Source organism: Komagataeibacter diospyri (genome assembly GCF_043995075.1).
GTDB classification, from domain to species: domain Bacteria; phylum Pseudomonadota; class Alphaproteobacteria; order Acetobacterales; family Acetobacteraceae; genus Komagataeibacter; species Komagataeibacter diospyri.
Genome location: NZ_CP171836.1, coordinates 1,143,944 through 1,157,654, shown reverse-complemented (window position 1 = coordinate 1,157,654; position 13,711 = coordinate 1,143,944). Strand labels below are relative to the sequence as shown.

The following is a 13,711-nucleotide window of genomic DNA, read 5'->3' as shown; positions in this document are numbered from 1 at the left end:
CGGGATCAGAAACGCACGTGATTTTTATCAATCGGTTATTCTCAAACAGGCTTCAGGTTATCCGATCACCAGCGAGATCATCATCGCGAATGCCAGTCCCAGCACGGCAATCAGGGTTTCGATCACCGACCATGTCTTTATGGTCTGACCAACCGACAGGCCGAGGTATTCCTTGATCTGCCAGAAACCTGCGTCATTCAGCGGCCCCAGCGCCACGGACCCTGCCCCGGTCACGATCACCATCAGTTCGGGGGACGCCGCATGGGTGCGCAGCAGAATCGGGCCAACAATACCGGCCGCCGTACTCATGGCCACAGTGGCGGACCCGGTTGCCACGCGCACCACCACCGCCAGCAGCCACGCCAGCACCAGCAGCGGCACATGCGCGCCCACTGCAAGGTCGGTAATGGCCGACGACACGCCGCTATCGACCAGTTCCTGACCAAAACCACCGCCCGCGCCGACCAGCAGCATGATCAGGGCGGTAGGGGCCAGGCAGTCATTGGTGAATTTCAGGATGGTTTCACGGCTGAACCCGCGGGCTGCGCCAAAGACCTGAAATGACAGCAGCGTCGCCAGTGCCAGCGCAATGTCGGTATTGCCGATGAAATGCAGCGCATTGTTCAGTGGCGTATGCGCTGTCGCCACCAGGTCCGCCATTGATCCCACCAGCATCAGAATGACGGGGGAAAGGATGGTCATGACCGTAATGCCGAAGCCAGGCATGTTTTCGGGCATGTCGTGGTTGACGAACTGTGCTTCCAGCGCAGACGGCAGGACAGGCCCGATCCGCCCGGCGATGAAGCGCGCGTAAACCGGCCCGGCAAGGGCCGCCACCGGCGTGCCGATCACGATCCCCCACAGGATCGTACGCCCGATATCCGCATGATAGGCCGACAGCGCCAGCAGTGTTGCGGGGTGGGGCGGGATCATGGCGTGCGTAACCGACAGCGCCGCACCCATGGGCAGCGCCAGCAGCAGCAATGGCGTATTGGTCCGCCGCGCCAGCGTGAAAGCCAGGGGGATGAGCAGGACGAACCCGACCTCGAAAAACACTGGCAGACCCACCAGCAGGCCGATCACCATCATGGCCCAACTGACGCGCTTTTTACCCGCAAGGCTGGTGATCGTGACCGCGATCCGGTCAGCCCCGCCCGATTCCGCCAGCATCTTGCCCAGCATGGTACCCAGCGCGATGACGGTCGCGACATGTCCCAGCACGCGTCCCGCGCCGGCTTCGAACGATGCGATGGCCTTCTGTGGTGGCATGCCCGCTCCCAGCGCCAGCGCAAGCGAGACCGCGAACAGCACGATGAACGGATTGATCTTGAAGCGTGCGATCAGAACCACGACGGCTACGATCGCCAGCGACGCGAGGGAGAGGGCGAACAGGGATGACATTATGGTTTCTGTAATGAATTCATGCCCTATACAGGCCGGGGATGTGACTGAATGTCAACGCTGGAAGCTTTTTTTGCGCAATATTTGAACAAAAATACCCCATTTCCCTGATCTGATATTACACGAATGTGAGGGCGCCCGACCCCTCGGTGGGGGATGCGTATGCTGCTATCATGACCTTTTGCCCTATGGAGCACGTATATTGCCATGATTATCCTTTCAGACGAAACGGCAGACATCCCGACACCATCAGGCATGATGCGGATGCATGTTTTCCGTCCGGCCATTGCGGGACGCTTTCCCGGCATTGTCCTTTTTTCGGAAATCTACCAGGTGACGGGCCCCATCCGCAGGCTTGCGGCCATGATGGCGGGGCTGGGGCATGTGGTCTGCGTGCCTGAGGTCTATCATGAATATGAACCGGCGGGCACCGTTCTGGCCTATGACAAACCGGGTACTGACCGGGGCAATTTCTTGAAACACGAAAAACCGCTTGCGGCCTATGATCATGATGCGCGCGCGGCGCTGGACTGGCTGGAAACCTACCCGCACTGTACCGGTGCCATGGCTACGATGGGCGTGTGCCTTGGCGGGCATCTGGCGTTTCGTGCGGCCCTTGACCCGCGCGTAAGGGCGGCTGTGTGTTTCTATGCCACCGATATCCATGCCCACAGCCTTGGTCATGGGAAATGCGACGATACGCTCATGCGCGTGGGCGAGATGAAGGGTGAGGCGTTTCTGGTCTGGGGGCGGCAGGACCCGCATGTGCCCTTTGCCGGTCGGCAGATGATCCGCGAGGCGCTGGAACATGCGGGCACCCGTTACGAATGGCATGAATTCAATGCCCAGCACGCATTCCTGCGTGATGAAGGGCATCGTTACGATTCCGCCCTGTTCCTGCAATGCATGGACATGGCCCGCACTTTTCTGGGCCGCACAATGCATCTTAACGCGTAAGCATACCCGTCAGCATGGCCAGTGCGATGACCAGGCCGGTTTCGCGGTTGAAGCGGAACAGACGCAGGCACCCGGCCGGATCACGCGCGTCCAGGCGGCTGACCTGCCATGCCAGCAGCATGGCAGGCAGGGGCAGCGTCAGCCAGAACCCATAACCCGTATGGGCAAGCCACCCTGCCGCCGCCAGTCCGGCAACCGTCAGCGCGTAGCATATGCCCACGAACAGCCGCGCATGCCCGGCCATCAGGCGCGACGTTGACCGCACGCCAATGCGGGCGTCATCTTCCATGTCCTGAAAGCCGTAGATCGTATCAAATCCAAGCTGCCAGACGATGGTGGCGGCATACAGCGCGAACAGGGCGGGTTCGATCCGGTCCGCCGCCGCGGTGTAGCCCAGCGGCGCGCCAAAGCCGAACGTGAACCCCATGACCAGTTGCGGCCACCATGTCACCCGTTTGGCGAGCGGGTACAGCCCGACAAGGATAAGCGAGGACGCGCCCAGCACCTGTGACAGGGTATTGAGGCTCATGAGGATATTGAACCCGATCAGCAGCAGGGCCGCGAGGAACAGCGCTGCCTCCCGCATCGACAGCGCGCCAGATGCCAGCGGGCGGCCTGCGGTGCGTGCGACCTGCCGGTCAATGTCACGGTCCCACATGTCATTGACCACACAGCCGGCACCACGCATCACGACGCTGCCGATACCGAACAGCACGATCAGGAAAATACGGTGCGCCACCGGCACGCCCGCCGGTAACAGGATACCCCACACGCCCGGCAGAAACAGCAGCCACGTGCCAATGGGCCGGTCCAGGCGCGCCAGCAGCGCATAGGGACGCAGGCGCACGGGCAGACGGCCGATCCAGCCATCCACCCGGATGTCCGTATGGGGTACAGGCTGGTCCACGGGGCAACTCCTTCGGGCTTGGCAGCGCCAGCGGGGCAGGGTTTGCCGATGACGGATCGCCCCGTGGCTGCTAATGGCGAAACAGATGGGCCGGAAGACCCCGCCGGGTCAAGACCGGCCCCGGCGTTATGATTAAGTGCGAAAGGTTACCGTCAGGCATGAGGGATTGCCCGCGACTGTTCATTGCCCCCGAAACGATTGCCCCGATGGCGCGTGACGCCATGCTGGATCTGGAAGCGGGACAGGCCCACTATCTCGGCACCGTCCTGCGTCGGCAGGTGGGGGCGGAGGTTGCGCTTTTCAATGCACGCGATGGGGAATGGCATGGTGTCATCGACCACCTGCGCCGGGATCGCTGCCGCATCCAACTGGTAGGGCAGACTCGCGCGCCTGTGGCGACACGGGGGGTGTGCCTGCTGTTTGCGCCGCTCAAGCGCGATGCGACCGAAACGGTCATCCGCATGGGTACCGAACTGGGGGTCACACGTTTTCGCCCCGTGGCTAGCGAACGCACCAACACCCACCGTATCAACACCGTCCGTCTGGAAAGTATCGCGGTCGAGGCCGCCGAACAGTGCGAGCGCCTTGATGTGCCCGGCATCGACCCGCTGGCGGACCTGCCGATGGTGCTGTCCCGATGGCCTGATGATGTCAGTCTTTTTGCCGCCCTTGAACGTAGCAATGCTCCGGCTGCTCCCGTCGTGGCGCGATCCGGGGACTGCGTGCTGATCGGTCCCGAAGGTGGTTTTTCCCCGCGCGAACATGACATGCTGCGCGCACGGTCGTTCGTACGGCCACTGTCGCTTGGGGATCTTGTGCTGCGTGCGGATACGGCGGCGGCGGCGGCGCTGGCTCTTGTCGGGGCTGGCCTCAAGGCCTTATGAGGGATGGGTCAATAAACACCTGCCCCCTCCGGCATGCGCGTTCAGCCTGTCGCCGGCGTTAATCTGACTGTCATTTGAGGATATTGCCCCCGCCATGTCGAATCCCGGCGCGCATAATTCAACCGTAATCGAAACATTTGACCAGATGGTCGCAATTCTGGCGGCAGGTGCCCGACCCCGGTCCGAATGGCGGATCGGCACGGAACATGAAAAATTCGGCTTTGTCCGGCCCGACACTGCAGCTCCGGGACGCAGGGCCTGGTCCTCGCCCCCTTACGCACCGCAGGGGATCGAGGATCTGCTGCGCGGGCTGGCGGCGGAAGCGGGCGGCAGGCGGTGGGAAGAAATCATCGACCGCGATGCGCTGATTGGCCTGAAGGGGCAGGCGGATGCAAAAGGTGGTTCGATTTCGCTGGAGCCGGGCGGGCAGTTTGAACTGTCCGGCGCGCCGCTGGTTTCCCTGCATGAGACCGAGTCCGAAATGGACCGCCATTTTGCCGCCATCCGCCCGATCTGCGACAGGCTGGGTATCGGTTTCGCCCCCCTGGGGTTCCACCCCACCGCAAGACGGTCCGATATACCGTGGATGCCCAAAAGCCGTTACGCCATCATGCGCAACTACATGCCCAAGGTGGGCACGCTGGGGCTGGACATGATGCTGCGGACCTGCACCGTGCAGGTCAATCTTGATTTCGGGTCGGAAGCGGACATGGCGCGCAAGATGCGGGTCTCGCTTGCGTTGCAGCCTGTGGCAACGGCGCTGTTCGCCAGTTCCCCGTTTTATGAAGGCCATCCCAATGGGTTCCTGTCCAACCGTGCGCGTGTCTGGACCGATACCGATAATGCACGTGCGGGCATGCCGCGCCGTTTCATGGAAGAAGGCTTCAGCTTTGCCACTTATGTGGACTGGCTGCTGGATGTGCCGATGTATTTCGTCACCCGCGATGACCGGCTGATTGATGTCGCGGGCAGTTCATTCCGGGACTGGGTGGCGGGACGCTGCCCGCCCGGACTGGAGGGGGAGCGTCCGACGATCGGCGATTTCGAGGATCATATGACTACCGCCTTCCCTGATGTGCGGCTCAAGCAGTTTCTGGAAATGCGGGGGGCCGATGCCGGATCGCCCGCCATGATGCTGGCGCAGTCTGCGCTGTGGACCGGGCTGCTATATGATGACGCCACCGTGCATGCTGCTGAAAAGCTGGTGCTGGAACATGGGTGGGATGACTATATCGCCATTCGTGCCGCGGTGCCACGCAGCGGTCTGGACACGCCATGGGGGCACGGTACGTTGCGCCCGCTTGTCGCGCGGATGATCGAACTGGCGACCGACGGGTTGCGGGCGCGTAATATCAGGGACGCGCAGGGACGTGACGAGACCCGGCACCTTGCCCCCCTGCATGAAATCGCAGCCGGTGGCCCCACGCAGGCGGAAGCGTGGCTTGCGGCCTACCATGGTCGGTGGAAGGGCGATGTCACCCATATCTTTGCCCAGGCCGCTGTCTGACGACAGGGGGCTATCAGAATGTATTTCCAGTAAATGTAATCGAGAAGCATAATCAGTTTCGATTATTACTTTGGAAATACAACTGATAATTATTTTTAACTTTACAATATTCTTGAGGTGATGAAAGAATTTATGCATAGACTGGATAATGCGTAAATTCTCGTCCCTGACCGATCAGGAAATCCTCGCGCTGGCCATCTCCAATGAGGAGGAAGACGGGCGCATCTATTCCGACTTCGCCTATGCATTGCGGGAAAAATATCCCGATACATCCAAGATATTTACCGACATGTCGGTGGAAGAAGACAGTCACCGCCGCGATCTGATCGACCTGTACGCCAGCCGCTTCGGCCCCCATATCCCGCTCATCCGCCGTCAGGACATTGCGGATTTCATGGTGCGCAAGCCCGCATGGCAGGTCCAGACGCAGGGGATCGAGGCCGTGCGCCAGCATGCCCGGCAGATGGAAATGGACGCCGCGCGCTTCTACCGTCAGGCCGCCCTGCGCACCACGGATGCGGCCACGCGCAAGCTGCTGGGTGACCTGGCCCATGCCGAGGACCAGCATGAACAGGCCGCCAACGCCATAGAACTGGACCGTCTGCCCACCAGCAAGCGCGAAAGCGAGGACGAGGACGCCCGCCGCCGCTTCGTGCTGCAGGTTATCCAGCCCGGCCTTGTGGGGCTGATGGACGGGTCGGTGTCCACGCTGGCCCCGGTTTTTGCTGCGGCGTTCGCCACACACCAGCCATGGAATGCCTTTCTTGTCGGCATGGCGGCGTCGGTGGGGGCAGGGATTTCCATGGGCTTTGCCGAAGCCCTGTCCGATGATGGCAAGCTGTCGGGCCGTGGCGCGCCGCTGCTGCGTGGGCTGATATGCGGGCTTATGACCACGGCGGGGGGGATCGGCCATACGCTGCCGTTCCTGATCGACAATTTTTCCACGGCCATGATCGCCGCCGTGATCGTGGTGGTGATCGAACTGTTCGTGATTTCATGGATACGCTGGCGGTATCAGGAAACACCGTTCGGTTCGGCCATCGTGCAGATTGTCATTGGCGGGCTGCTGGTATTTGTGGCCGGTGTGCTGATTGGCAGTTCCTGATCCACCTGCCTTGATATTACCCCCGTGATGGGGCACCAGTGGGCGGGTACTCCCCGTATGGATCGTCCCGTATCATGAGATTTGCCCCTACCATCGCCGCCTGCGGACTGGCCTGCCTGCTTGCTGGTGGAGACCTTGTGTCCACCGCCCATGCGCAGGAACAGATGGCCGTTGGCGCATCGGATCAGGATCATGCCCTGCTGGAACGCGTTGAGCGGCACCTGGATGCGATCAGCCTGCTGAAAGCCCGTTTCCGTCAGACAGCACCCGACGGCAAGCAGAGCACCGGGACTGCGTGGATCGACCGGACGAATCGTCGCATGCGTTTCCAGTATGACCCGCCCAGCCCGCTGCTGCTGGTGGCCAATCACGATCAGGTCGTGTTCAACGACAGCCAGCTTGATCAGACCACCACCATGCCCATGGACAAGACGCCACTGGGCCTGCTTTTGCGCCCGCATCTGCAACTGTCGGGGGATGTGACGGTCACCGGCCTGACGCATGAGGGCAATGTGCTGGAGATCACGGTGGTGCGTACCGATTCTCCCGGTGACGGCAGCATGACGCTGATTTTTCATGACAGCCCGCTGCTGCTGCGTGGCTGGATCATTCAGGACGCCCAGCAGGAGACCACCCGTGTCGATCTGCTTGATGCCTCGACCGGAGGTTCCATGCCACCGGATTCCCTGTTCAGCACCGACCTGCCGGAACAGCACTGAACCTGCTCTTGCCCCACAGGGCCGTATAATAAGAAAGTTTTTGGTGACGCTTTTTTCAAAAAAGCGTCGAAGAATATCGCCTTTTAAAAAAGGTAGTGCCTAAAAACGTTTATTTTGTATCAATCAGTTGTTTTTAAATTGTTTCTTATGTTCCGCGCGCCAGTTCCAGCGCGCGGGCATAGACGGTGCGCCGGGGCAGGCTGGTAATGCCTGCCACAAGGGCGGCCGCATCCTTGACCGACAGGGTGCGCAGGGCCTCACGTAACTGCATGTCCAGATCCGTGGCCGTGCTGTCATCCTGCAATGGTGGCCCGAGTACTACGGTAATTTCACCACGGGCCGGGTTGTCCGCGTAATGGGCAGCCAGTTCGGTCACCGTGCCCCGGCGTACTTCCTCAAATCGCTTGGTCAGTTCGCGCGCCACGGCGGCGGGACGGTCACTCCCCATGACATCGGCCAGTGTCGCCAGCATTTCCGCCAGCCGGTGCGGGGCTTCATGCCAGATCAATGTGGCGGACAGGCCCGCGCATTCTGCCGCGTGCAACTGCGCCAGTACCTCACGTCGTGCAGCCTCACGCGGGGGCAGGAAGCCTGAAAACATGAACGGATGCGGGGGCAGGCCGGACAGGGTCAGCGCCATGACCGCTGCGTTGGGACCGGGCACGGCGGTGACATGCCCGCCCGCCGCCACGACTGCGCGCACCAGGCGGTAGCCGGGATCGGACATGAGCGGTGTGCCCGCGTCCGAAATCACCGCAATGCGCTGCCCCGTGCCCAGTGCGTCCAGCAGGGCGGGGATCTGCCGGTCCTCGTTATGGTCATGCAGCGGGCGGGTGCGGGTGTGGATACCGTATTCCCGCAGCAGGCGCGCGCTGGTACGGGTATCTTCACACAGGATCAGGTCAACGGTTTCCAGTGTCGCCACTGCGCGGTGGCTCATATCCCCCAGATTGCCAATGGGTGTGGAAACAAGGACAAGTTCTCCCGGCCGGTGCACAACCGGAATGGATTCATCCGCGTTCCCTGCATGACGGAGGGGCGTTTCTCCGCTATGAACCGTTTCTGGGGGAATGTCCGTCGGATGTTCCGCGGCATGTTGAGATTTTGAAGGCGAGGAAGATGAGGCGTCAGACATTCGGAACCCAGATGCAAGGACAGGATGTTGATTCTGCCTCTTCGCGCCTTGCATGCAAGCGCTTATTGTTTGCCGGGCTGGCGCTGTCGGCCCTTACGGCATGCGCCAGCGGTGGTGGCCACCACCACGCCCCCAAGGCCGGGCGCAACGTGGGTGTCCTGCTGCCCCTGACCGGCGCGAATGCCCGGCTGGGCCAGGAAATGCTGACAGCTACCCGCATGGCCATGAACACCCCCACCGCGCCGCCGCTGGATGTGCATGATACCGCAGCCCCGGGCAGCACCGCCGCCACTGCGGCGCAGGCCGCAGTTACGGCAGGCGACGGGTTGATCCTCGGGCCGCTGACCACGGATGATACAGCCGCAGCCGCCCCCGTTGCCACGGCGGCGCATGTTCCCATGCTGGCCTTCACCAGTGACATGTCCGTGGCCCAGCCCGGCGTATGGACGCTGGGCATTGCTCCTGAACAGCAGGTGCGCCGCATGGTGCTGGCCGCCCGGCAGCAGGGACGTCAGCATTTTGCCGCCTTCCTGCCTGAAAACCGTCTGGGTCATGCGTTGGGACAGGCGCTTCAGCAGGTGTGTGCGGAAAACGGGCTGCAATCCCCGCAGATCGTGTATCATGAAAGCCTGCAGGCATCCGTTACGGCGGGCCTGAAAACCCTGTCCGCCTATGAAACCCGCGCCGCTGCCGTGCCGCAGCCAGATGCCCAGGCCGAATTGCCGCAGACCGATACGGCCGTCGATCCCGCAAACCCCGATGGTGCCCCCCCGGCGGCGGCATCCGACCAGCCCCCCGCAGTACCTGCCGCCACACCGGATTTTCCGGCACCGCCGTTTGATGCCCTGCTGCTGGGCGATACGGGGCTGCAACTGGGTATGGTCATCAACGCTCTGGCCGAGACGCATGTGGACAGCACGCATGTGCAGATCATGGGGCCGGGCCTGTGGGGCGCTTTCGTCTCCAAGCTGTCGGCATTGCAGGGCGCGTGGTACGCAGCACCTGATCCGGCAAGCCGTCAGGCCTTCGTGCAGCAGTTCATGGCGCGGTACCACCATATGCCGACGCCGCTGGCGGACCTGACCTATGATTCAGCGGCATTGGTCAAGGCACTGGACCAGAACCGCCCCGCAGGCAGCACCAATGGCTATTCCGTGCAGGCACTGACCCGACCGGAAGGTTTTGGCGGGGTGGATGGTGCCTTCGGTTTTCTTGAAGATGGCAAGACGCGGCGTGATCTTGCTGTGTTCCAGATCCTGCCATCCGGTGGCAGCAGGATTGTCATACCCCCCGCAGGCAAGCTGCGCCGCAGCGCCAATTAGGCGCGAAGGGGGATGATACGTGTCGCGGTCGTTCAGGCCGCGACAGTCGCCCCGCAGGACAGTACCGGACGGATCGCATGAAGTGCGGCTTCAAAGCTGCGGTAGGTTGCCAGCGGGCGTTCGTGAATCTGGTCGATCAGCACCCAGCCCATTCCTTTGCCATCGGGGCGAACCATGTAGGCGGGGTTTGCGTTCTCACGTACCCAGACCAGAACGTGTTCCATGTCGATTTCATCATTTTCGTCGCGGTCAGTAATGTCCGCGTCACATAGGCCCATGCAGGCACCGGCCTGCAGCCAGCGCATCAGGTATTCGCGGTGACGGGGCAGCAAGCCCTGCCGCAGGGAAACAACATTGGTGGCATACGCCTGCTGATCCATCATGTGCATTCCGTTGGCCCTCTGACTGTCGTGGTGTGACAATGTAGGAACAACGCTATTCCTGCATGGCTGCTTTGCCAAATTGAATTTGGGAATGAAAGCCGCAGAAACAGGCAGAAACCTCACCCTGTGATAAAAAAGCAATAATATGTTGCAAAGATGGTTATTTTTTAGGCTTCTTTTTAGGCAAATGCACATTCCATCGGCGGTGAAGCCATAGCCAACTGCCGGGATGCGGGCGAATGGTGCCTTCAATCCAGTCATTCACCATCTGGGTCAGGTCCATCTGGTCCTGACTCCGGTTGCCGCTATCGGGCAGGTCAAGCGGGGGATGGACATGAATCCGCAACCGTGCCGGACCCAGCCGTTCGACATAGCCGGGAATGACCGGGCAGCGCAGCTTGACCGCCATGGCCGCCATGGCCCCTGCCGTCATGGCGGGCAGGCCGAAAAACCGGGCGGCGACGCCATCATTCATTTTCTGGTCCACCAGCATGCCCAGATGGCCGCCTTTCAGGATGTGGCCCAGCGCGCTGCGAGCCCCCTTCGCCCCCTTGGCAAACAGGGGAACCGGCTGCCCCATGGCCGCATCACGCAGGTCACACAGGATACGGTCCACCAGCGGGTTGTTTGGCGCACGGTAGAACGATGAAAAAGGCAGGCCGTACCGCGCCACGGCGGGCGGCAGCATTTCCCAGTTACCGATATGCCCGGATACGAAAATGGTCGGGCCGCCGCGCTCCGCCTGTGCGGTCAGGTATTCTTCGCCCACTACGTCCCATCCCGGGCCGCTGCCCGGATTGCGGGGCAGGGTGGCGAGGTGGGGGAACTCGCCAGCGTTGCGGCCGATATTATCCCACATGTCCACTATCACGCGGCGGCGCATGGTGGCGTCCAGTTCGGGCATGGCCATGCGCAGGTTGGCGTCCGCAATGCGGGACACCGGCAGGCGTGGCCCCACCATGCGGCACAGGAAACCACCCAGGTTGGAGGCCCTTACCGGGCCAATACGGCGGAATATGGCCAGTAGTCCACGCACGAAAGCGGCTTCCAGATGCATCTGCCGGGTGGCGGGGCGTGTGGAGGGTGCTGCTGTCATGCGTCTGTCCTGCCCAGCCATTGGTCAAGTATGTGTTCGGGCATGGCGGGCGTACCCCATGCCAGTTGCACCCCGGCGGTCATGACCTGCGCCCGCATGGCGGGGGACAGGCGTACGGCGTCCTTTTCCGTGGTGACAAGGCACGCATTCAGTTGCGCAGCCAGTGCCAGCAGGGCGCAGCATTCCGTCCGGGTATAGGGATGGTGGTCGGCAAATGCCACGCAGCGCAGGGGGGGGAATCCCGCCCTGGCAAGTCCGTCAAAGAACTTCGCGGGCCGTCCGATCCCGGCAAAGGCGATAAGGGGCCTGTCACGCGGCAGATTGCCCACATCCTGTTGCAGCATGGCTGTAAAACAGGGTGGCCTGTTTTTCATGTCGGCCAGAATGCCCTGCCGGTCAGCACCGATCATGACCATGCCCCCCGCACGCGCCAGACCGGCATGGACCGGTTCGCGCAGCGGCCCTGCGGGCAGGACCCGTCCATTGCCGAAACCGACCGTGCCATCCACCACCACCAGAGCGAGATCCTGATGCAGCGTGGGATTCTGGAACCCGTCATCCATCAACAGGCAGTCGGCCCCGTCCCGTATGGCCTGCCGGGCTGAAAGCGCCCGGTCCGCGCCGATATAGCAGGGTGCGATACGGGCCAGCAGCAGCGGTTCATCCCCAGCTTCGCGCGCCGTATGCTGGTCCGGGTCAACCCGTGTACCCGCAGGCAGGTTTCCACCATACCCCCGCGATAGAAAGGCCGGGCGATGCCCACGGGCAATGGCGCGTTGTGCAAGGTCAAGCCCAAGTGGCGTCTTGCCCGTGCCGCCTACCCCGATATTCCCGCAACACAGCACGGGTACTGGCGCGCGCCATCCGCTGCGTCCGATCCGACGGGCCGTCGCCTTCGCGTACAGATACGACAGGGGGGATAGCAGGCGGGCGGCCCACCCCGGATGGGCAGGTGCAGTCCACCAGAAGCCCGGAGCGCGCATCATCGTTGCCCCAATGCCAGAATCGCAAGGGCAACCTGCCGGGCCATGTCAGGATTGGAGGGGGCAGTGTCAGGGGATGTCCCACTACCCCTGTCGGGATGCCGCAGTTGCGTGATGACCCATCGGGCGATGTCCCGCGCGGTGTGCACGTTGTGGACGCGGTCCCCCAACCGGGCATAGGCCTGACGAAAATTGCCAGTTTTCGGGCCGGCCGCAATCGGGCATCCCGCCCGTGCCGGTTCAACGGGATTATGGCCGCCACCCGTGCAACCGGACAGGCTGTTACCCATGAACACCGGTGCGCCAAGGGCATAGAACAGTCCCGTTTCCCCCAATGTATCGCATATCCATATCCTGTCCCGCGTGGTGGGGAACCGCCCTGCCGCCCGGCGGGGGGGATAATCCGCCAGTGCCGCGATATCCGCCCCGCGTTCGGGGTGGCGGGGAATGATGATGGTCAGCACGTCAGGCACGGCCTGGCGGATGATGGCGCTGGCGGCAATGATTTCGGCTTCTTCCCCCGGATGGGTGGAGGCCGCCACCCAGACCGGGCGCCCACCAAGATGGCGACGGATCAGCTCAAGCTGTGCCGGGTCGCAAGGCAGCGGAGTGGCGGCCTCCTTCAGGTCGGCGATCAGGTCGATCTGCCTTGCACCGCCCTGTCGCAGGCGGCGGGCATCTTCCGGGCTGCGCGCCATGACCCATGTAAAAGTGGACAGCATGCGCGCCAGCAGGCAACGCGCCTTGCCCCACCGGGCCAGTGACCGGTCCGACAGGCGTCCGTTAAGCAGCGCCAGCGGGATGCGCTGCCGCCTGCAGGTCGCGAACAGGTTGGGCCAGAGTTCACTTTCCACCAACGCTGCCGCATCAGGACGCCAGAAATCGACAAACCGCGTAACCCAGTGTGGCACATCCAGCGGCGCGAACTGATGCAGGACCCGCTCATGCCCATCCATGCCCGGCAGGCGCGCGTGCAGGATTTCGGCGCCCGTAACGGTTCCGGTTGTGATCAGGATATGATGGAAAGGGCGGGCGGCAAGAAGCTGGCTGATAACCGGCAGCACCGCAATACTTTCACCAACGCTTGCGGCATGCAGCCAGACCAGCGGACCATGCGGGCGGCTCATACCGGCAATGCCACGGCGTTGCGGCAGGCTGGCCGGTATTTCCCTGCCGCGTTTCAGGCGACGCGACAGGTTCAGGCGCAGGACAGGCGGCAGCAGGCTGGCGACACCCCACCATCCTGCCGCAAGGACGGCACCGCACAGGCGCGCGCCCGTCATGTCCCGGCGCTTCATGTCTGTATCAGTCC

Annotated in this window: 13 protein-coding genes; 6 read left to right on the top strand and 7 right to left on the bottom strand. The window is 62.6% G+C overall.

The features are described 5' to 3' along the window. Positions 1–57 precede the first annotated feature (57 nt). A complete protein-coding gene (locus tag ACE2AA_RS05320) occupies positions 58–1,401 on the bottom strand; it encodes a gluconate:H+ symporter (RefSeq protein WP_141300094.1) in 1,344 nt (447 codons plus the stop codon). A gap of 207 nt (positions 1,402–1,608) precedes the next feature. On the opposite strand from ACE2AA_RS05320, the gene ACE2AA_RS05315 reads away from it, so the two are divergent. Then, the gene (locus tag ACE2AA_RS05315) at positions 1,609–2,358 is read left to right on the top strand and encodes a dienelactone hydrolase family protein (protein WP_395371578.1); all 750 of its coding nucleotides are present in this window, start codon (positions 1,609–1,611) and stop codon (positions 2,356–2,358) included. Here ACE2AA_RS05315 and ubiA read toward each other — a convergent pair. Beyond that, positions 2,348–3,265: a 4-hydroxybenzoate octaprenyltransferase gene (gene ubiA / locus ACE2AA_RS05310; RefSeq protein WP_141260192.1), complete on the bottom strand. Its 918-nt coding sequence runs from the start codon at positions 3,263–3,265 to the stop codon at positions 2,348–2,350. The genes ACE2AA_RS05315 and ubiA overlap by 11 nt on opposite strands. Positions 3,266–3,423: 158 nt before the next feature. Here ubiA and ACE2AA_RS05305 point away from each other — a divergent pair, with 158 nt between their 5' ends. From ACE2AA_RS05305 to ACE2AA_RS05290, 4 genes are all read left to right on the top strand, one after another. After that, positions 3,424–4,149 carry a 16S rRNA (uracil(1498)-N(3))-methyltransferase gene (locus tag ACE2AA_RS05305; protein ID WP_141300091.1) on the top strand — a complete coding sequence of 242 codons (726 nt, stop codon included), beginning with the start codon at positions 3,424–3,426 and terminating at the stop codon, positions 4,147–4,149. 94 nt (positions 4,150–4,243) lie between these two features. Further along, the gene (locus ACE2AA_RS05300) at positions 4,244–5,656 is read left to right on the top strand and encodes a glutamate--cysteine ligase (RefSeq protein ID WP_395371577.1); all 1,413 of its coding nucleotides are present in this window, start codon (positions 4,244–4,246) and stop codon (positions 5,654–5,656) included. A 148-nt stretch (positions 5,657–5,804) separates the two neighbouring features. Then, a complete protein-coding gene (mbfA, locus tag ACE2AA_RS05295) occupies positions 5,805–6,761 on the top strand; it encodes an iron exporter MbfA (protein WP_141260189.1) in 957 nt (318 codons plus the stop codon). Between the two features lie 74 nt (positions 6,762–6,835). Continuing rightward, positions 6,836–7,480, top strand: a complete 645-nt coding sequence (locus tag ACE2AA_RS05290; protein ID WP_141260188.1) for an outer membrane lipoprotein carrier protein LolA — start codon at positions 6,836–6,838, stop codon at positions 7,478–7,480. Positions 7,481–7,625: 145 nt separating this feature from the next. Here the strand turns inward: ACE2AA_RS05290 and rsmI are convergent, their stop codons facing one another. Then, positions 7,626–8,615, bottom strand: a complete 990-nt coding sequence (gene rsmI, locus ACE2AA_RS05285; protein ID WP_395371574.1) for a 16S rRNA (cytidine(1402)-2'-O)-methyltransferase — start codon at positions 8,613–8,615, stop codon at positions 7,626–7,628. Here rsmI and ACE2AA_RS05280 point away from each other — a divergent pair. Next, the gene (locus ACE2AA_RS05280) at positions 8,600–9,937 is read left to right on the top strand and encodes a penicillin-binding protein activator (protein WP_227000802.1); all 1,338 of its coding nucleotides are present in this window, start codon (positions 8,600–8,602) and stop codon (positions 9,935–9,937) included. The genes rsmI and ACE2AA_RS05280 overlap by 16 nt on opposite strands. 32 nt (positions 9,938–9,969) lie before the next feature. Here ACE2AA_RS05280 and ACE2AA_RS05275 read toward each other — a convergent pair whose 3' ends face one another. The 4 genes from ACE2AA_RS05275 to ACE2AA_RS05260 form a co-directional block, all read right to left on the bottom strand. Beyond that, positions 9,970–10,320, bottom strand: coding sequence for a hypothetical protein (locus ACE2AA_RS05275; protein WP_141260186.1), 351 nt, complete (start codon positions 10,318–10,320; stop codon positions 9,970–9,972). Between the two features lie 160 nt (positions 10,321–10,480). Continuing rightward, complete coding sequence (locus tag ACE2AA_RS05270; RefSeq protein WP_141260185.1) at positions 10,481–11,416, bottom strand: lauroyl acyltransferase; 936 nt, start codon at positions 11,414–11,416, stop codon at positions 10,481–10,483. After that, positions 11,413–12,399 (bottom strand): tetraacyldisaccharide 4'-kinase, encoded by a 987-nt coding sequence (gene lpxK / locus ACE2AA_RS05265; RefSeq protein ID WP_395372136.1) that lies wholly within the window; start codon positions 12,397–12,399, stop codon positions 11,413–11,415. The genes ACE2AA_RS05270 and lpxK overlap by 4 nt, the downstream gene beginning before the upstream one ends. Next, a complete protein-coding gene (locus tag ACE2AA_RS05260; RefSeq protein ID WP_395371572.1) occupies positions 12,399–13,697 on the bottom strand; it encodes a 3-deoxy-D-manno-octulosonic acid transferase in 1,299 nt (432 codons plus the stop codon). Before ACE2AA_RS05260 ends, lpxK begins: the two co-directional genes overlap by 1 nt. Positions 13,698–13,711: the final 14 nt, after the last annotated feature.